Below are 17,486 nucleotides of genomic sequence, written 5' to 3'. Positions count from 1 at the left end.
CTGAACGCCTTCGCCATCACCTTCGAAGGCCGCCTGACCCCGACCACTCGATAACTAATCAAGATCGAGATACACCGTTATCTAGACAGACCCCCTCAGCTCCGGGATGAGCGCATGAGCACGAGCAGAGGTCCGTAGCTGGTCGAGGTGGAAGCCTGATCATCCCGCCCACCATCGACCCGGGACGAGCCGAGCAGACCAGTGCCACTTCCCCTTCGGGCGGGTCGACGGCAGACGGGATGATCAGGCGGGCGAGGTGCGCACGTGGCGCTTGAAATACCAGGTCGCGGGCTGATCGTCGGGCCATTAGCGGGCCATTAGGGGCGGTCAGCAGTGGTCGATCACGGTTACTCGCGGACTGCCCTCGGCGCTGGTCAAGGGAGTTGCACTCGAAGATCGGGCCGTGTTGCAAGCAGGATGTCAGGAGTTCGAATCTCCTAGGCTCCACTCATACAAAAGCCCAGGTCATTGGCCTGGGGTTGATCGTTAGTGAGCCTTGTTCTGGGGGCGTGCCCGATGTGCTCAGGGCTCCCTTGCTAGCTCGTCCAGCTTGCGTTGACGTTCGTCGGTGGAGTGCTGGTAGAGCAGGGCGGTTTGGGTGCTGGAGTGGCCCATGCGGGCCATCAGTTCCCGGATGGAGGCGCCGGCACTGGCGGCGAGGGTGTTGCCGGTGTGCCTCAGGTCGTGGAAGTGGATCTTTGGTAGGCCGGCGCCCTGGAGGGCCTTCGTCGGGGCCTGCGGCTCGGTCATGCAGGGGGCAGAGGGCGATACGACACCAGGGGCGTTCCGAAAACGTAGCAAGCGGAGAGGGGGGCTTCCCTCTCTACGATCATCACCTGGGTGGGCAAGCACAACAAGACTGTTTCTTGGCCTATGCCTTCGCCAGGCTGTATCCGTGAACGCCACAAGTAGCGAGGTCTGGGATCCGTTCGGCACCCTCCACAACACCCTCTGGATCGGAGGTGGACAATGGGCCGGGAAATCCACCGTTGCCAGGGTGCTGGCCATCCGGTACGAGCTGACCGCCTATCACTACGACTACCACGACGCGCGCGCACACAATGACCGCCGGATCGCCCGCCGAGTGCGACTTGGCGAGCCCACCGCGGATCCTGACCCGGACACCGTCTGGGTGAACACCACCCCTCAAGAGATGGCCGACGAGACCCTGGCCGGCTTTCCCACGCGGTTCGAGTGGGCGTTGGACGACCTGCGCGGCCTGGTATCGGGGCGACCTATTGTCGCCGAAGGCTGGGGATTGCGTCCCGACCTGGTCGCTCCCATCATCGACTCACCCCGTCGGATGATCGTCATGGTGCCGAGCGAAGCATTCCGTCAACGTCAGCTCCGCGAACTGCCCCGTGCCGGCACCCTCCGCCTCCAGGTGAGCGACCCTGAGCGAGCACAGGAGAACCGGCTTGCCCGAGACCGCCTCGTCGCCGATGAGGCGGTCCGCTCCGCTTGCCGCTTGGGCATTCGAGTGCTGGAGGTCAATGGCTCCGACGATGCAGAAGTCGTGGCAGACACCGTGGCCGACCACTTCAGCGCCTATCTGTAGCGCACGTAGATCGACGGGGCTTACAACGCAGGTACGTGTCGCCCCTCGTTTGGGATCCGGCGATGCCATGAGGACCTGTCTCGGAGTTACGGTGCTGATCCGCAGGTTCTGCGTTCGCATCCGGAGATCTACGTGCCAGCGTGCTGGCAACTCCGCCGCGGTCGCCGACCTGACGCAATCAGCGTGCCGCCATAAGGGACGAACTCTATGATCAGGTTCGTCCTGATCGTTGAGATTCGGAGAAGATGTCAATCTCATGCGCCGCGCCATGGTCCTTCTGGGGGGCGTCGCCCTCGCCATCGGCGCGTTCGTCCTCTTCTATCGGGGCCCGGGACAACCGTTCATCCGCGGCTACGTGAGCGACGTCGGCGCCACCATGCTGGTCTACGCGTTCTTGGGGCTGCTGTGGCGCACCACTGCCGCACGCCGTGCCCTGGCCACGGCCGCGATCGCCGCCGCCGTCGAGTTCTATCAAGTGGTCGGCATGACCTTGCCGGGCATCGGCGGTGTCCTGGTCGGTGCGTTTCCCGACCCGTGGGACCTGGTTGCCTATGCCATCGGTGTCGTCGCGGCCCTGGCCTGGGAACACCGATTGGTCCGATCCGGTGATCAGATCGGCTGACTCTCGACCGCCACCCCACCGGCACACTGACGGTACGGATTCCCTCACAGCGGCGAGGTCATCGGGGTCGTCCTGTGCGCTGGCCAGCCGTCGCAAAGTAGAACCGCCGCATCTCAGGAAGGCCGGCGCATCGCGTCGGGTTTCTCTTGATCGCGGTCGGTCATTTTCGTGCTTCCGGGAGCTCCGGTAGTAACGGCAAGATCAAGGGATTACGTGGCCATCGACCAGGATTTCCGATGTCTGCTTATCGGGAACCTTCCGGCTATCCGCCTGGATGCACCTGTCCGTCGTCCTGAAGTTTTGTATGGCCTCAGCCCCGGCCTGCCGAACGGTGTGGCTGGCGTGCCCGATGAGGCGGAAAAGCAGAGGGAATGGTGGGGAGTCACGGGGAATGCCACCCGCATGCTGAGCTGCGTCTTCCCTATTTGGAGCGTCGGCGATTTCTGGTCCGCGTCCTGGGTGCCGTGCTGGTAGATCAGCACTGTCGGTCGCTGTCGTGTCCCATGCGCGCCGCGAGGTCGGCCAGGCTTGCCCCTGATTGGGCGGCCAGGGTGTTGCCGGTGGCAGAGGTCGTGGAAGTGCAGGCCCATGAGCCCCATCTCCTTGAGCGCTTCCGTCCACTTGGCCTCTCGTCGGAAGTTGCCGCCTCTGAGGAAGGCCCCGCGCTTGCCGAGGAAAACGAAGGTGTCGTGCGTGTTGGCGACGTAGGTGGCCAGGTGTTCGGTCAGCACGGAGAGGATGACTGCCGGGATGCTTACCATCTGGCGTACTGCTTGGGACCTGAGCGGGCCCAGGGGCATTTCGCCACCGTCAAGTGGTGGCGTGGAGCGCCACCCGAGCGCGGCCACATGCTGCGCGTGCGGCCTGGGGCCGTTCTGGCACGCACACTTACACCTTCCGCACCATGACGCCGGCCGCACGGACGAAGTCCTCCACCGCCACGCGAACTTCCGGAGTCAGAGCCTTCACCTCATCCGCGGTCTCAGCCTTGTTCATGCTCTTGACCAACTCCATGGCGTGGTTCGCGAGTCGTCTGATCTCGACATCCTCTGTGATTAGTTCTACCTGATACAGAGCCGTCCACCCCGCCGCACGTGCGCGCAAGACCTCATCCACCGCCGTGCGATAGGCCTCGCTGTTCCTATCTTCTTTGGCCTGCTCACTCCAGGCCCGTCGTTGGGCACTGCGGAAGTGCAGAATTGTACGCGCGAAGTCGCTGTAGATCTTGATCTGCTCGCCTCGAAGCCGCTCCGCTCGAGCGAACCTCTCCGATCTATCGATGGAACGACGCTGGAGTAGAAATGTCATCAGAGAACCTAAGAGGGTCCCTGTGACCGCAATGATGGATGTGACGATCGCCGACATTCCCTGAGTTGACCATGAGATGCTTTCGCGTGTGAAGTGCAGCCAGGTGCTCTTGCGGTCGGCGGGGGCGCTCCGGCTCCGGGATGGTCGTCATGCCGGATATCAACGCCGTAGGCGGCTGAGGTGACGCCGCCGGTCGCCGCAGCCCTGGCAGTCCAAGTCATCAGCCTGGGGTTCTGATCTGGCATCGGTTCACTCCGAGGAGCTGTCCAGATGGCTACGTGGAGGACGAAAGCCAGTGTCTCCCCAACTGTCCAGGGTGTCGACACCAGTGGTCGACTTCTCGGAGCGGCGAAGTGGGGGCTGCGGCTAAGGAGCCGGCATTTCTTGCTGTGCTCGTTCGCCTTGTGCTGGGATTATCCCCTTTGCGTGTCATATCGAGGCAACCCTCGATGAATGACAGAAAGGTGCGTCATCAATGGTGCTTCGCGGGCTCAGCCCTAGTCAGCAGCAGGTGGTCGCGGCTGCCGAACATGCCTATGCAGCGGGGCGGCGGGTCTTCATCGCCCGGTTCACTGCCCCTCTGTACAAGGCGCCCGAGGGGAGTACTCTCCCGGAGATCGGTGAGCTCATCGAGGAGATCGAGGCTCAGGGGTGGTACTTGGAGCACATGGCCACCAGCGTTCTGGTGGCTGCCTTCGGCCGCCGCCACGACAACGTCACATGCTTATTCCGTCGTGGTGAATGACATGTGAGCGCGTGCTGGTCGAGTGTGTCCAGGGCTTCGCGCCAGGTGGCCAGGGGAAGCGGTCGGCGAGGCGGGAGGCGGCCGTCACCGAGCAGGGCGGCTGCGCGTACTCGATCGGCGTGCCGGTGAGGACGTGGTCGGCGGCGAGGGGATCGGTGGCGGCGAAACTACGGATGTGGCGGCGGAGATCGCGCGAGTCGAGAATCTCATGCGGGTGACACGTCAGAAGATCAACCAGCTTGACGCCTGACGATCGCGGTGTCCGTCGCGTGCTCGATGGGACGGGGAACAGCGGGGAGCCGCAGGGCACGCGATCAGGGGCTTGAACTGTGCTTTCGCAAGGCGTCGGTGACGCCGCTCGTGATGATCTCCGCCTGCCCGGCCTCGACGCGAGCGCTCCGTGCGGCTGCGATCTGTCGGCTACGCGAAGAAGGCCTGCTCTGCGCCGTGCCGAACCTCGTCACACGGCTGCTGGTGCCGTCAGGGCTCGTGGAGCGGAAAGGGCCGGCCGGTGGGCAACGGGATCTTCGCTGCGCCGGAACCTGTCGGTCCGGCCGGATTGCGCCACGGACACCTGTCATCCGTACGTGCCCTCCACGTTGTAGTCATCGCCGGAGACGACGAGACGGAGATGACTGATGGACGACGGGTTCGCCAAGTACGTGGCGCATCGCCATCTACGGCTGTGCCGGATGGCGTACCTCCTGACCCGGGACTGGGGCACCGCCGAGGACCTGGTGCAGACGGCGTTGGCCAAGGCCTGGGTGGCCTGGCGGCGGATCGAGGGCAACCCCGATCCGTACGTCTATCGCATCATCGTCAACACCCACGCCACCTGGTGGCGGCGGCTGTGGCGGGGCGAGGTGCCGGTCGAAAGCCTGCCCGAGACGGCCGACCCGCAGGACCACGCGGCCGCCGTGGGGGACCAGGCGGCGCTGTGGAAGGCCATCGCCGCCCTGTCGCCCCGCCAGCGGGCGGTGATCGTCCTGCACTATTTCGAGGGACGGACGCTCACCCAGATCGCCGACATCATCGGCTGCTCGCTGGGCGCGGTCAAGAGCCAGCTCGGCAGGGCACTGACGCGTCTGCGCGTCGATCCGGACATCCGCACGATGAATCTGAAGGAGCTCCAGCGATGAGGCACACGGAGAGCAACCTGCGCACGCTCCTGGACACGTACGCCCACGACGCGACTGGCAGGGAACCGGTCCCCCACCTCGACGCGATCGTCCGCCGGGGCCGCCGGATGCGGCGGGTCCGGCGTTCGCTGAACGTCGGGGTGCTGGCCGTCGCCGCCGTCGCTGCCGTCATGGTGACGGGCCCCGACCGGGCCGACCAGGCCGCGGTGGCCGCGCCGCCCAGCTCGGCGCGGATCCAGACGCCCCCGGAACCGCCCAAGACGTTGACCGTGGCGCTGGGAGCCGAGAAGTTCACCCTTCCCCTCATCCACACCCAGCGCTTCGGTACGACAGGCGTCCGCAGGAGCGTGACGTTCACACCGACCAGCGTCTCCACCGGATACAAGGTGGTCTGTGCTGATCCCCGAGCCTGGGTCGTCGTCCGGGTCCCGCTCAGGGGCAGTGAAGCGGGCGGCACGTCCGGGCGGTGCGGAGCCGGGGTGGGCGGCCACCACGACCGGCTGTCGGCGCCCGCCAAGTGGCTCAAGGGCCGGCAGACGATCCAGGTATGGGTCTTTCCCGCGGACGCCCCCGTCGTCAAGGTCGTCGAAGAACTCGGCCGCTGCCGTCCGTTCCGGAAGGGGGCGACGTGCGACGAGCAGGCGGCCGGCGGCGTGCTGCCCCACCCGGACGTGCTCGAACGTCTCTCGGCGGAGGTCGGCGAGCAGCCCGGCGAGTGGGCGATCGGCATCTACGACCGCCCAACCGCCGCTGATCGCGGTCACCAACCCTCCTGATCACGGGGCACGATGACGGACGGCGTCCCGCCCGCGATGGGGGCACCGGAAGAACGGCACCACGGCCCTCAGCCTGCCCGCCGTCCGGGCGCGCGGCGGGGGCCGGTCCCGGGCGGTGGCCGGCCGGCGTCTGTGCCGGGGCGATCGGGGGGTAGTGGATCGTCGCGTGTTCGGCCCGAACGGCAGCCGGACTTTTCTGCGCACTGCTCACCGATACCTGTCCCGCCCATTAGGCTCCAGCCGTGATCACGGTTGTCGACTACGACCCCACATGGCCGGCTCGGTTCGAGGCGCTGCGCAGGGAGTACGCCGAGGCATTGGCGGCCGCCGAGGTCGCCGTGATCTCCATCGAACATGTCGGCAGTACGTCGGTCCCCGGGCTGGCCGCCAAGCCGATCATCGACTGCGACATCGTGGTGGCGGAGCAGGATGTCCCAGCCGCCTCGGACGTCCTGATCGGCCTGGGGTTCTCGCCGTTGGGCGAGCGGGGGATCCCCCAGAGATGGGCCTTCAAGGCACCCGTACGACTCGCCGCGACCCACACCTACGTCGTCGTCGACGGTTCGCTGTCCCTCCGCAATCACCTCGCGGTCAGAGACACCCTGCGAACCAACGCGAGACTCCGCGACCAGTACGCCATGGTGAAGAAGCACGTTGCCGGGAACGCCGCCGACCTCGACGATTACGGCCGAGGAAAGAACGCGACGATCCAGGCCATCCTCATGGAAGCCGGCCTGACCGACGCTGAACGAGCCTCGATAAGTGCCAACCAGGTGCCGTCCCATTGGGGGCTCGGCGTGCGCGACCGAGGTCAGGTGTAGTCCGCGTACGCCATGTGGATCCCGCAGTTGCGGCATCTGAACAGGTAGCCGGTCGGGTTGCCGTCTTTGTCGAGCGCGCCGAGGAATTCGTCCACCTGCCCGGAAGACCAACCGCCCGTGGAATTCTCGAAGCGCAGCATTTCCCGCGCATCCGGGTGAGCGACGAGTTCCGCTGCCCCGACTGAGCCGAGGAAAACGGCTCCGTCGCCACAATGGAACAGCCAACGGTTTCCCTGCCAGGTGGAGAAACCGGGGGTGCGGCGACTGATGACCTCGATCACCTCCGTTGGGACGTCGTCTGGGACGTCGTACACATCCACGAAGCTGGCGTCGAAGCGGGTTGCCAGACTTCCGTCGGCGATGCACCAGGGGCATGGCTCACCGGCGAGAGACTCGACGCAGTAGACCGGCCCTGCATAGACGTAGCCTCTCTGTCTCTCGCAACACACGCAGGCGGCATCAGATGCCGTCACCGATCCCGTGTCGAGGGGGGCCGGGTGATAGGCGAAATCGGGCAGCATGGCGGTAGCGTACGCGGGTGGACAGGTGGAGCCGTGCTGCCGCAGGCCGTCATCTCTCCAGGCCGGGAAAGCCGGCAGCCGCGCCCATTCACCGGACGCCAGGATTTGCCGCCTGTGCTGCTCCGGACTCTTCTGCGATGCTTTGCCGTGTGAATGAGCCGGACGACGCCGCCACCCCGGAAACAGGCGCAGCCGATGATGCCCTTACCGTGAGAGCCCTGGGGAACGCCGCTTTCATACTTGCAGCGGTGGTGATCGCCTTCGATCTCATTTTCCAGCAAGAGCTCTCCACCAAAGCTCTCCTCGGGTCGCTCATTTTCGCTGGGATCGGTGTCGGGCTTCGCATTGAAGCCGCGATTCGCCTGCGTGATTGACGGGCTGTCCCGCTGCCAAGCTGCCTGTAGGCGTCGTAGGTCATGATGCCCCTGGTGGGTTACCGACGAGCAGAGGGCGTTCCGATGGCTGTGTGCAGGACGGATCCCCCTTCTCGGCGTGCGGGACGACCAAGGAGCGGGCTCCTGGGCTCCGCCCTGGTCAACCTCGCGCTCGGCGTGCCCGCGACCCTGCCGCTCGCCCTGGCGTGGTGGCTGCTGACCGAGTACCTGCCGATGGACTGCAGGAGCACGGAAGACCTCGCCAAGCCGGGTCTCGTCAACTGCAACTACACGACGCTCGATCACGCGAGCGTCGTCATGTTCCTCCTGGCGGTAACCGGTGTCGTCATCCTGGCGCTGGTGGTGGTGGTCGACGTGGTTCTCCCGGTCCGCCGCGGGCGGGGGCTCGCGGCACGGCTCGGCACGGCAGTGCTCATCCCGCTGCCGTTCGCGGTCTGCCTGGCGCTGCTCTGACGCCGGGACTTCCCGAGAACGACCTGTATCCGCACGGTCGGCGTTTTCTGCGGGTGCTCGGGCTGATTCGGGAGGGATCTGACGGGGTCCATGTCCTGATCGGGGGGTGACGCGTGCCCGCCTCCGGTGCGGGGCCGGAGGCGGGCGTGGTGCCGGGTTGAGTCGCAGTCAGGCGGGGAACAGGCCGATGGCTGCCTTGGCCTGGCGGACCTTGGCGCCGGCCAGGTCGCGGGCCCGTTCGGCGCCGGACCGCAGGGCCTTCTGGACGTGGCCGGGGTCCTCCGACAGGTGCAGGTAGCGGTCGCGGACGGGGGTGAGGGTGGCCACCACCGCGTCGGCCACCGCCTCCTTGAGCTCGCCGTAGCGGTCGAAGCGGGACGCCAGGTCCTCGGGGGCGTGGCCGGTGCAGGCGGACAGGATGGCCAGGAGGTTCGAGACCCCGGGTTTGCGGTCGGGGTCGTACGCGACCGTGTTGTCCGCGTCGGTGACCGCGCGCATCACCTTGCGCCGCAGCACGTCGGGCTCGTCGAGCAGGCGCAGGGCGCCGCCCGGCGTGGCGGCCGACTTGCTCATCTTGTCGGCCGGGGACGTCAGGTCCATGAGCCGGGCGGCCACCGGCGGGTTGACCGCCGTGGGCACGGTGAAGACGGGGGCGTACCGGGTGTTGAACCGCTGGGCGACGGTTCTGGCCAGCTCGACGTGCTGGCGTTGGTCCTCGCCGACGGGGACCTCGTCGGTGTCGTACAGCAGGATGTCGGCGGCCATGAGGATCGGGTACGTCAGCAGCGACATGCGGACCTGCTGCTGACGGCGGGACTTCTCCTTGAACTGGATCATCCGCTGGGCCTCGCCGTAGCCCGTGGCGCATTCGAGCAGGTAGTGCAGTTCGGTGTGTTCCGGCACGTGCGACTGGACGAGGAACAGGCACGACTCGGGGTCGGTGCCGGCGGCGAGCAGCAGGGTGGCGAATTCCAGGGTTCGCCGGCGCACCTGGACGGGGTCGTGGTCCAGGGTGAGCGCGTGCAGGTCGGAGATGAAGACGACGGTGTCCGTGGTGGTCTGACCGGCGATGATCGGGGCGATGGCGCCGAAGTAGTTGCCGAGGTGCAGGTCGCCGGACGGCGTGAAACCCGTGAGACGTCGTGGCATCGGTGGAGCTCCCTCAGGTCGGGAGCCGCCTGTCGTCCTGGATCGGCCGAGAGATGAGGACACCGACGGGCCGCCCGGGACTGGGCGGCCGCTTTGTCAGGTCTGCGCGGATGAGCAGTGCCGCCCGGTTAGGGGCGCCACCAGCCGAGAAATGAGTGGATCATCCGCATGACGCATACCGTACCACCCGGTTTGGAACGGGCGGTCCGCCGGTCGATGAGTATGGTCAAACGTCTGGTGGTTTGGTGGGTTGGTCCGGAATCATGCTGCCCGTGGCGATGCTCCGGTTGTTCGCGATAGGCCTTCTTGCCGGTGCCGCGCTGTGCCTGGTCCTGTGGCCGCCGCTACGTGCGGACGACTTTCAGCATGCGCGGCTCTCGACGCTGATGGCCCTGGAGATGGGGCAGTTCGTCACCGTGCCGATCGCGCTGGTCGGGGGGTTCGTGCTCGCCGTGAAAGGGGCATGGGCGCGGACTCCTGGCTATCTGCTGGGGACGGTCACGACCCTTTTCGGGGTGCTGGTCGCCACTCAGGCATGGGCCATGGGCGAATGGGTCGATACGGGCCCGCCCGGGATAGGCGATCCGGAAGGCGAAAGCGTCCTGGCGTTTCTGGGCCTGTTCTCCGGTGCGGTGACGACGGTCGTCGGCCTGTCCATCTTGATGTTGCGATGGTCCGGCTACGATTCCTCGACCGCGCCGGTACGTCAGCGACGCCCGCGCAGGCGCAGGTAAATATTTTCGTGGTGCGAGGAGTCCGGTGAGACGTTGGTTCTGGCGGGTGCTGGTTGCGAGTGTCGTGGCGTTGTCGGGAATGGCAGGGCCGGCCGCGTCGGCCGAGGTGGAGCCCGGTCCCGCGGGCGTCGCCGCTGACAACGGCGAAATCGCGGTGTTCCTCTGTACGCCCTCCGCGCGCGGGTGTGACAAACGGCATGCGACGGCGAGACAGCGGCGCGACATGGAGGTTTTCCTGAATTCCACGCCCGGCGTGACCGAGGTCCGGTTCGTGAGCCGGGCGGCGTCCTATGCGGCGTTTCGGCGGGAGTTCGCCGGTCAGCGGAAAATGCTGGCCGAGGTGCGGGCCAAGGACATGCCCGAGTCGTTCTGGATCCGGGTCTCCGAGGTGGCTGATCGGACTCGCATCGTGAATGCGGCGGATCGGCGGCCCGGGGTCGCACTGGTGGTCGATCAGCTGGAGACCCGTCGCGTGACCCGGCCGTACTGGAGTGTGGAAGTCTCCGTGTTCCTCTGCACGGGCGATTCCTCCTTGCCCGAATGCCGGCACGGGCGGGGAGGGGCGAACAAGAAAGCCGCCACCGCCAAGGAGAAGAAGGCGATCGTCGCCGTCATCGAGCGGATTCCCGGCCTCGAATCGTATGAATACGAGGACCAGCAGACGGCCTATCGCCACTTCGTCGAGACGTACGCGGACAATGAGACGTTGATCGCGGCTACCAGGGTGTCGGACATGCCCGCGTCGTATCGGCTGTCGATACAGCCGGAGGTGAACCGCGGTCCCTGGCGTCACCGGCTCGCGAAGATGCCGGGGGTCAGCCAGGTGTGGGACCACGAGTGCGTGTCGCAAGTGGCGCGGCTCTGGTCCGAATACGGGCTGCAGGACGTCGAAGCCCTAACCCGGGAATGCGAGTAGCAGCGTCGACGCGCGAGCGTTCTGTTCAAGACCGGGATGTGGCGTACGGCTGAGACTGTGCCCATGTCGCAACAGACCTTCACCCCCGCCCTCGGACGCCTGAAGTTCACCCGCCTGTACGACCCCGTGGTCGCCCTGACGCGGGAACGGCTGTGGCGCAGCCTGGTGGCCATGCACGTCGCCCCCAGGCCCGACGACTCGATCGTGGACGTCGGCTGCGGCACCGGTTCGCAGGCCATGCTGCTGCACCGCCTCGAACCACGGGCCCGGATCGTCGGCGTCGACCCCGATCCGGAGACGCTGGCCCAGGCGCGGCGCAAGAGCAGGGCGAGCGGCACGGCCCCGGAATGGCGGCTCGGCATGGGCGACGCGCTGACCGGCCTGCTGGGGCCGGGTTCGGCCGACACGGCGGTGTCGAGCCTGGTCCTCCACCAATGTCCGCTGCCGATGAAACGCGCGATCCTCGCCTCGATGCACGCCGTGCTGCGGCCGGGCGGCAAGCTGGTGATCGCCGACTACGGGTGGCAGCGGACGGCGTCGATGCGGCTGGCGTTCCGTGTCGTGCAACTGGCCGACGGGATGCGGGACACGCAGCCCAACGCGGACGGCGTGCTGCCGGAGCTGATGACCGGCGCGGGGTTCGCGGACGTCCGCGAGGCGGAGGTCGTGCGGACGGTGACCGGCTCAATCTCCGTCTACGTGGCCGCCCGCGGCTGACCGGCGCAGCAGCGGCAGCACGGTGGCCGGCGTGAGCCCCAGCATGTCGCGCAGCTGCCGGTGGAAGTGGGCCTGGTCGGCGAAGCCGCCGTCGAGCGCGGCCTCGGCGATCGATTGGCCGTCGGCCAGGGCGCGGGCCGCGCGGGTGAGCCGCCGCCAGATGCGCCACCGGGCGAGCGGCATGCCGAGTTGCAGCCGGGCCAGGGCGCGCAGGCGTTGGGGGGAGAGCCCGGCGTGCGCGGCCGCGTCGGCGACCAGGAGGTTCCGCGACGTCAACGCCTCCATCGCCACCACCAGGCGCGGATCGAGCGCCCGGGACGGCCGAGGCGACGCGACCAGACGGAAGTCCTCCTCGCGGAGGGCATGCAGGTCGGCGGCCGCGGTGATCACGCCACCGGCGGACGGGAAGCCGGGGCCGGTGGCGGACCGGCCGGGCCCCTGGGTGCAGCGGTCGCGCAAGGTGGACGCGTACGAGCACTGCGGCTCGACGAACCGGATGCGGACGTCCGGCGCCCCCGGCATGCGGTGCCGGACCATGGGCGGGATGATCAGGGCAGGCCCGCGATGGCACGTCCCCCGCTCGTCGATGACGGTCACCTCGCCCTCCACGGCGGCCGTCACCTGGTAAGCGGCGTGACGATGGAGCGAGTTGTCCGCCGACGGCCCCTGATACGACGCGTACCCCTCACCGATGAAGAACCGGCTCGTCATCCTCACCCCATCGCTCATCGTGCCGGCCGGCACCCGGCACCCAGGACGTGCGGGATCAGCTCCAGGTGGCGTGCCTGAGCACGCCGGCCAGCCCATAGGTGTTCCAGGCGTCCACCACCAGGATCCCGGACCGCGGCAGGAACCACTCCTTCTCGTTCCACCTGGCGGTGGTGCGGCCGGTGTCGTTCGTCACGCAGCGGTTCGGCCAGGTGGTGTACTTGGCCTTGTGCCCGGAGCCCACCGGCCGCAGCCCGCGGTAGGACGCCTTCTCGCCGGGATACCAGCTCAGGTTGGAGTTGAACGGGCACGGGATCACCCCGCTGAACGGATGGAACTGCTGCTCACCCGTGTACGTGACGGACCCGCCGCCGACCGGCACGTTCGTGTAGTCCTTCGGCCCGAAGATCCAGAAGCTCTCGCAGTCGGGCGCGAACGGCTCGGGCTTCTTGCACAACACCCCGGTCACCACCACGACGTGGTCGCCCGACCGGTACACCTTCCAGTCGGCGGGGATCCGCAGCGTCATGCCGCGGAAGGAGAGCGTCTTCCCGGCGGCGGAGGCCGACGCGGGGGAGGCCGACGCGAGGGAGGCGGTCGCGGGCAGCACGGTGGCGGTGGCGGCGGTCAGGGCGGCGAGGAGGAGAGGGAGCTTTCTCATGGTTCGGGAAGGTACGCACCCCCACTTGCGGAGGGCTGGCCATCCGCTTGGAGGAGGTCCGTCGTGGGTGGGTATGGGGTAAAGCATGATCTTCCTGAGACGGGCCGTCCTGATGGCCGTCCTCGCCCTTCTGGTCATCCCGATCACCGAGGTCGTCGCCGCGCCGCAGCCGGCCGCGGCGCAGTCCGGCGCGCGCGCCCACGCAGGCGCGCAGGTCAGTGCGGCGCGGGCCCGCCGCATGCTGGCCCAGTTACGGGTCGCCCGGCCCTTGTCGCTGCGCGGCTACACCCATCGCCGGTTCCAGCCCAGGTGGGGACGTCACAAGGGAAGGTGTGACGTACGGGAGACCGTCCTGGCCCGGGACGGGCGGCGGGTGCGCAGGAACGCGGCCTGCCATCCGGTGAAGGGCGTCTGGTACAGCCCGTACGACGGCAGGCGGTTGAAGAGCGAGCGCATGGTGGACGTCGACCACGTCGTCCCGCTGGCCTACGCCTGGCGCTCGGGCGCCAAGAGGTGGAGCCAGGCGCGGCGGCGGGCCTTCGCCAACGATCTCACCCGTCCTGAGCTGGTCACCGTCAGCCATTCCGCCAACATCGCCAAGGGCGGGCAGGGGCCGCAGAGCTGGCGTCCGCGCCGCCGCGCCTACTGGTGCCGTTACGCGACGTCGTGGATCACCGTGAAACACCACTACCGCCTGTTCGTGACCCGCAGCGAGCGCGTGGCGCTGTCCAACATGCTCCGCACCTGCGGCCGCTGACCGCCCGTACGTTCACGCCTGGACGCGACGCGGAGCGAGCAGTTCCTTGAGCGCCCGAGCCGTCGCGCGCGGAAAAGCCGTGTTGCCGTTGTGGCCGCCCGGCAGCGTGACCGGCTCGACGCCGAGCAGCTCGGCCAGCGCGAGCGCGCAGCGGTAGGTGTGCACCGACGGCCGGGTGGCGAGGCCGATCGCCGGGATCACCCGGGTCCCGGTGCCCGCCGTCTCCGCCGGGGCGAGGTCGTCCTCCATGACGGCCGTGAACTCCGTCCCGATGAAGAACCCGAAGTTGGCCTGCCGCCGGGCCGTGAGCGGCTGCGGGGTGAGGCCGTCCTCGGTCTGGTCGTGGGCCGGGTCGATGCCGAGGTGCCGGGTGATCGCGGGGACGGCCGCGGCCAGCCCCCCGTCCGCGTACGCCCGCTGGATGGCCGCCAGCTCGGCCACGTGCTCGGCGCGGCCGGCGGCGGGCAGCAGGTTCGGCAGCACGGGCTCGTGCGCGACCAGCGTGCCGAGCACGCCGGGGTGGCGGGCCGCGACCCGCAGGCCGATCGCGCCTCCCATGCTGAACCCGGCCATCAGGGCGGGCCCGTCGGCGACCTCGGCGAGCAGCCGCGCGACGTCGTCGGCGTGGTCGGCCATGGTGACGGGCGGCGCGGCGGGGTCGAGGGCGCTGCGCGACAGGCCGCGCCGGTCGTAGGTGACGACGGTGAAGGCGTCGGCCAGGAGCGGAACGAGGTCGGCGGTGCGATCGGCGTCGCCCTCGCCGCTCTGCGACAACAACAGGACCGGGCCGCTGCCCTCGACCTGGAAGTGCAGGGTGGCGCCTGGGACCGGAAGGGCGTTCATGGGGGTCTCCTCCGCTAAGGGAAAAAAGCATCTAAATCGATGCATCGAGATAGATGTATCATGCCTTCATGAACGGAGTCGAACTGTTCCTGCTCGGCCGCACCCTCATGAAGATCGGCGAGCAGGCGATGCCCCAGCCGAAGGGCGACGGCCCGCGGGGCTCGGTCCGTACGGTGCTCGTCGTCCTCGGCGACGTGGTCGCCCACCCCGGCACGACGGTCAGCGAGATCGCGGCGCGCACCGGCCTGCCGCAGAGCCAGGTGTCCACGGCCGTCGCCCGGCTGGAGTCCACGGGGTCGATCGAGGGCGTGCCCGATCCGGCCGACCGGCGGCGGCGGCTCATCCGTCCCGCGGCGACGCCCTCCGCCCGGGTCGCCGAGGTCAGGGCGGCCACGATCGACGACGCCCTCACCGCCGCCCTGCCCGATCCGGGCCCGGAGGCGGTCGGCGAGGTCACCGCCGCCCTGGAGGTGCTGGCCCGCCACCTCACGCCGGAGGTCGCCGCGCGCGTACGCGACGTCGAGGGGACGGCGGGCGTCCTACGATCTCAACCGTGAAGACACCGGCACGCAGTCTCTATGTCATCGTGTGCGCGGCCGGGCCGGCCGGCGACGTGGCCAGGCTCGTCGTCCCGGCCCAGGAGGAGGGCTGGGACGTCCAGGTCGTCGCCACGCCGTCGGCGCTGGCCTTCGTCGACGTGCCGGAGCTGGAGCGCCTGACCGGGCGCCCGGTCCGCAGCCGCTACCGCAGGCCGGACGAGCCCAGGCCGCCGAGGGCCGATGCGATCATCGTCGCCCCGGCCACGTACAACACGATCAACAAGTTCGCCATGGGCGTCGCCGACACCTACGCGCTCGGACTGCTGGCCGAGGCTCCGGGGCTCGGCATCCCCGTGGTCGTGCTGCCGTTCGTCAACAGCGCGCTCGCCGCCCGCGCGCCCTTCCGGCGCAGCGTCGAGGAGCTGCGGTCGGAGGGGGTGCGCGTCCTGATCGGGCCGGGACAGTTCGAGCCGCACGCGCCGAGCGCGGGCGACGGCAACGACACCTACGTCTGGGAGAGCGCCCTCACGGCGCTGCGTCCGTGACGAGAGCCGCGTCCGTGACGAGAGCCGCGTCCGTGACGAGAGCTGCGTTCGTGACGAGAGCCGCGTCCGTGACGAGATGCCGGAAAGAGGCGCGGTAGGACTGCGGCGGCACGCCGACCACCCGCTTGAACCGCTCGCGGAGGGCGACCGCCGAGCCGAACCCGGACTGCGCGGCGATCCGCTCCACGCCGTGGTCGGTGGTCTCCAGGAGGAGCTGCGCCCGCCGCACCCGGGCGCGCAGCAGCCACTGCAGCGGCGTGGTGCCGGTCTGCTCGCGGAAACGGCGGCCGAACGTGCGCTCGCTCATCCCGCAGTGCGCGGCCATCGCGGCCAGGGTCACCTTGCCGTCGAGGTTGTCCTCGATCCAGGCCAGCACCGGCTCCAGCAGCGAGCCCTGCGGCACGGGCGGCCGGGTGTGTGCCATGAACTGGGCCTGGCCGCCCTCCCGCTCCAGGGGCGTCACCGACAGGCGGGCGGAGTCGGCGGCGACCGCCGAGCCGAAGTCGCGCCGGACGAGGTGCAGGCACAGGTCGAGCCCGGCGGCGGCGCCGGCCGAGGTCAGGATCTGGCCGTTGTCGACGTAGAGCACGTCGGGCCGTACGTCGACGTCGGGGAACAGCTCGGCCAGCCGGTCGGCGGCCATCCAGTGGGTGGTCGCGCCCAGCCCGTCGAGCAGCCCGGCGGCGGCCAGGGTGAAGGCCCCCACGCAGATGGAGGCGATGCGGGTGCCGGCGGCGGCCGCGTCGCGCAGCGCCGCGAGCACCTCGGGCCCCGGCGGGACGGCCTGCTCCGAGCAGCCCGGCACGACGATCGTGTCGGCGGTGCGCAGCGCCTCCAGGCCGTGGGGCGCGACGATCGTGAAGGCGTCGCCGGGCACCTGCGGCGTCGCCGCGCACACCTGGACCCGGTACGGGCGGCTTCCGTCGGCCAGCCGGGCACGGCCGAACACCTCGACCGGGATCGCCAAGTCAGCCGCCACCACGTGATCGAGGGCCAGGACCGCCACAGTGTGCATGCGGCCACGCTAGGCCAGACGGCGGGCGGGTTGGCGGGAACCCGTCGGTGTTTGTCGAACCAGCCACTGTGACGGCCCGGACGGCCCGCCTAGCCTGGCTGCGTTCCCCTCGAAACCGGCAGGAAGTGCCCCATGTCCATCCTCATGCCGATCCTGATCGGCCTGGTCGCCGTCTCCCTCGTCTCCCTGATCCCCGAGCCGCACGGCCGCCGCGCCAACGCCGTGCTGGTGGCCGGCGCGGGCGCCGCCTACCTGAGCGGCGGCGGGCTCGGCTACTGGGAGTTCCTGCTGCCGGTCGTGATGACCTACGTCGCCTACCGCGGGCTGGAGAGCTGGACGTTCATCGGCATCGGCTGGCTGCTGCACACCGCCTGGGACGTGCTGCACCATCTCCAGGGCAGCCCGCTGCTGCCCTTTGCCGCGGACTCGTCCTTCGGCTGCGCCATCTGCGATCCGGTGATCGCGTTGTGGTGCTTCGCGGGCGGTCCGCCGGTCCTCGGCCGGCTGCGGGCCCGCTTCGCCCGGCCGCGGGCCTTGTCGAACGAGATTCGCGAATGACATTCT

The 17,486-nt window shown here is 68.8% G+C and carries 22 protein-coding genes and 1 pseudogene; 15 read left to right on the top strand and 8 right to left on the bottom strand.

Annotated features, from left to right (window positions below):
• Positions 1 to 546 precede the first annotated feature (546 nt).
• Positions 547 to 723: pseudogene (locus tag ABT158_RS41905) on the bottom strand (tyrosine-type recombinase/integrase); the annotation flags it as partial.
• Positions 724 to 895: 172 nt separating this feature from the next.
• Here ABT158_RS41905 and ABT158_RS41900 point away from each other — a divergent pair.
• Both ABT158_RS41900 and ABT158_RS41895 read left to right on the top strand, forming a co-directional pair.
• Entirely contained in the window at positions 896 to 1,558 is a 663-nt protein-coding gene (locus ABT158_RS41900; RefSeq protein WP_352363398.1) for a hypothetical protein, read from the top strand.
• 256 nt (positions 1,559 to 1,814) lie between these two features.
• The gene (locus ABT158_RS41895; RefSeq protein WP_352363396.1) at positions 1,815 to 2,180 is read left to right on the top strand and encodes a DUF2809 domain-containing protein; all 366 of its coding nucleotides are present in this window, start codon (positions 1,815 to 1,817) and stop codon (positions 2,178 to 2,180) included.
• Between the two features lie 888 nt (positions 2,181 to 3,068).
• Here ABT158_RS41895 and kilB read toward each other — a convergent pair.
• Complete coding sequence (gene kilB, locus ABT158_RS41890; RefSeq protein WP_352363394.1) at positions 3,069 to 3,545, bottom strand: plasmid transfer protein KilB; 477 nt, start codon at positions 3,543 to 3,545, stop codon at positions 3,069 to 3,071.
• 418 nt (positions 3,546 to 3,963) lie between these two features.
• Between kilB and ABT158_RS41885 the strand changes: the two genes are divergently transcribed.
• The 4 genes from ABT158_RS41885 (at position 3,964) to ABT158_RS41870 (ending at position 6,969) form a co-directional block, all read left to right on the top strand.
• Entirely contained in the window at positions 3,964 to 4,233 is a 270-nt protein-coding gene (locus tag ABT158_RS41885) for a hypothetical protein (RefSeq protein ID WP_352363392.1), read from the top strand.
• Positions 4,234 to 4,871: 638 nt separating this feature from the next.
• Entirely contained in the window at positions 4,872 to 5,372 is a 501-nt protein-coding gene (locus tag ABT158_RS41880) for a SigE family RNA polymerase sigma factor (RefSeq protein ID WP_352363390.1), read from the top strand.
• On the top strand, positions 5,369 to 6,148 hold the full coding sequence (locus ABT158_RS41875) for a hypothetical protein (RefSeq protein WP_352363388.1): 780 nt from the start codon (positions 5,369 to 5,371) through the stop codon (positions 6,146 to 6,148). Before ABT158_RS41880 ends, ABT158_RS41875 begins: the two co-directional genes overlap by 4 nt.
• A 242-nt stretch (positions 6,149 to 6,390) precedes the next feature.
• Positions 6,391 to 6,969: a GrpB family protein gene (locus ABT158_RS41870; protein WP_352363386.1), complete on the top strand. Its 579-nt coding sequence runs from the start codon at positions 6,391 to 6,393 to the stop codon at positions 6,967 to 6,969.
• On the opposite strand, the gene ABT158_RS41865 is transcribed toward ABT158_RS41870, so the two are convergent.
• The gene (locus ABT158_RS41865) at positions 6,960 to 7,490 is read right to left on the bottom strand and encodes a CbrC family protein (protein ID WP_352363384.1); all 531 of its coding nucleotides are present in this window, start codon (positions 7,488 to 7,490) and stop codon (positions 6,960 to 6,962) included. The genes ABT158_RS41870 and ABT158_RS41865 overlap by 10 nt on opposite strands.
• Before the next feature lie 149 nt (positions 7,491 to 7,639).
• Between ABT158_RS41865 and ABT158_RS41860 the strand changes: the two genes are divergently transcribed.
• Both ABT158_RS41860 and ABT158_RS41855 read left to right on the top strand, forming a co-directional pair.
• Entirely contained in the window at positions 7,640 to 7,864 is a 225-nt protein-coding gene (locus ABT158_RS41860; RefSeq protein ID WP_352363382.1) for a hypothetical protein, read from the top strand.
• Positions 7,865 to 8,041: 177 nt separating this feature from the next.
• Positions 8,042 to 8,338 carry a hypothetical protein gene (locus tag ABT158_RS41855; RefSeq protein WP_352363380.1) on the top strand — a complete coding sequence of 99 codons (297 nt, stop codon included), beginning with the start codon at positions 8,042 to 8,044 and terminating at the stop codon, positions 8,336 to 8,338.
• Between the two features lie 168 nt (positions 8,339 to 8,506).
• On the opposite strand, the gene trpS is transcribed toward ABT158_RS41855, so the two are convergent.
• A complete protein-coding gene (gene trpS / locus ABT158_RS41850) occupies positions 8,507 to 9,487 on the bottom strand; it encodes a tryptophan--tRNA ligase (protein ID WP_352363378.1) in 981 nt (326 codons plus the stop codon).
• A gap of 272 nt (positions 9,488 to 9,759) precedes the next feature.
• Here trpS and ABT158_RS41845 point away from each other — a divergent pair, with 272 nt between their 5' ends.
• The 3 genes from ABT158_RS41845 (at position 9,760) to ABT158_RS41835 (ending at position 11,854) form a co-directional block, all read left to right on the top strand.
• On the top strand, positions 9,760 to 10,221 hold the full coding sequence (locus ABT158_RS41845; RefSeq protein ID WP_352363376.1) for a hypothetical protein: 462 nt from the start codon (positions 9,760 to 9,762) through the stop codon (positions 10,219 to 10,221).
• Positions 10,222 to 10,246: 25 nt separating this feature from the next.
• On the top strand, positions 10,247 to 11,137 hold the full coding sequence (locus ABT158_RS41840; protein WP_352363375.1) for a permease-like cell division protein FtsX: 891 nt from the start codon (positions 10,247 to 10,249) through the stop codon (positions 11,135 to 11,137).
• A 63-nt stretch (positions 11,138 to 11,200) separates the two neighbouring features.
• Positions 11,201 to 11,854, top strand: coding sequence for a class I SAM-dependent methyltransferase (locus ABT158_RS41835; protein ID WP_352363373.1), 654 nt, complete (start codon positions 11,201 to 11,203; stop codon positions 11,852 to 11,854).
• Here ABT158_RS41835 and ABT158_RS41830 read toward each other — a convergent pair.
• The gene (locus ABT158_RS41830; RefSeq protein WP_352363371.1) at positions 11,822 to 12,565 is read right to left on the bottom strand and encodes a helix-turn-helix domain-containing protein; all 744 of its coding nucleotides are present in this window, start codon (positions 12,563 to 12,565) and stop codon (positions 11,822 to 11,824) included. The two genes, ABT158_RS41835 and ABT158_RS41830, sit on opposite strands and share 33 nt — an antisense overlap.
• Positions 12,566 to 12,620: 55 nt before the next feature.
• On the bottom strand, positions 12,621 to 13,223 hold the full coding sequence (locus ABT158_RS41825) for a hypothetical protein (RefSeq protein ID WP_352363369.1): 603 nt from the start codon (positions 13,221 to 13,223) through the stop codon (positions 12,621 to 12,623).
• An 85-nt stretch (positions 13,224 to 13,308) separates the two neighbouring features.
• Here ABT158_RS41825 and ABT158_RS41820 point away from each other — a divergent pair, with 85 nt between their 5' ends.
• On the top strand, positions 13,309 to 13,980 hold the full coding sequence (locus ABT158_RS41820) for an HNH endonuclease family protein (RefSeq protein WP_352363367.1): 672 nt from the start codon (positions 13,309 to 13,311) through the stop codon (positions 13,978 to 13,980).
• 12 nt (positions 13,981 to 13,992) lie between these two features.
• Here ABT158_RS41820 and ABT158_RS41815 read toward each other — a convergent pair whose 3' ends face one another.
• A complete protein-coding gene (locus ABT158_RS41815; RefSeq protein ID WP_352363365.1) occupies positions 13,993 to 14,823 on the bottom strand; it encodes an alpha/beta fold hydrolase in 831 nt (276 codons plus the stop codon).
• Between the two features lie 68 nt (positions 14,824 to 14,891).
• On the opposite strand from ABT158_RS41815, the gene ABT158_RS41810 reads away from it, so the two are divergent.
• Both ABT158_RS41810 and ABT158_RS41805 read left to right on the top strand, forming a co-directional pair.
• Positions 14,892 to 15,380 (top strand): MarR family winged helix-turn-helix transcriptional regulator, encoded by a 489-nt coding sequence (locus tag ABT158_RS41810; RefSeq protein WP_352363364.1) that lies wholly within the window; start codon positions 14,892 to 14,894, stop codon positions 15,378 to 15,380.
• Complete coding sequence (locus tag ABT158_RS41805) at positions 15,377 to 15,907, top strand: flavoprotein (RefSeq protein ID WP_352363362.1); 531 nt, start codon at positions 15,377 to 15,379, stop codon at positions 15,905 to 15,907. Before ABT158_RS41810 ends, ABT158_RS41805 begins: the two co-directional genes overlap by 4 nt.
• On the opposite strand, the gene ABT158_RS41800 is transcribed toward ABT158_RS41805, so the two are convergent.
• The gene (locus tag ABT158_RS41800; protein WP_352363360.1) at positions 15,888 to 16,922 is read right to left on the bottom strand and encodes a GlxA family transcriptional regulator; all 1,035 of its coding nucleotides are present in this window, start codon (positions 16,920 to 16,922) and stop codon (positions 15,888 to 15,890) included. The genes ABT158_RS41805 and ABT158_RS41800 overlap by 20 nt on opposite strands.
• 132 nt (positions 16,923 to 17,054) lie before the next feature.
• On the opposite strand from ABT158_RS41800, the gene ABT158_RS41795 reads away from it, so the two are divergent.
• Positions 17,055 to 17,480 (top strand): DUF6010 family protein, encoded by a 426-nt coding sequence (locus ABT158_RS41795; RefSeq protein WP_352363358.1) that lies wholly within the window; start codon positions 17,055 to 17,057, stop codon positions 17,478 to 17,480.
• Positions 17,481 to 17,486 lie beyond the last annotated feature (6 nt).

Origin of the sequence: Nonomuraea sp. NPDC001636 (genome assembly GCF_040298265.1) — a bacterium.
Lineage (GTDB): Bacteria > Actinomycetota > Actinomycetes > Streptosporangiales > Streptosporangiaceae > Nonomuraea.
Note: the sequence above shows the minus strand (reverse complement) of the source record. Positions and strands in the feature narration are given on the sequence as shown.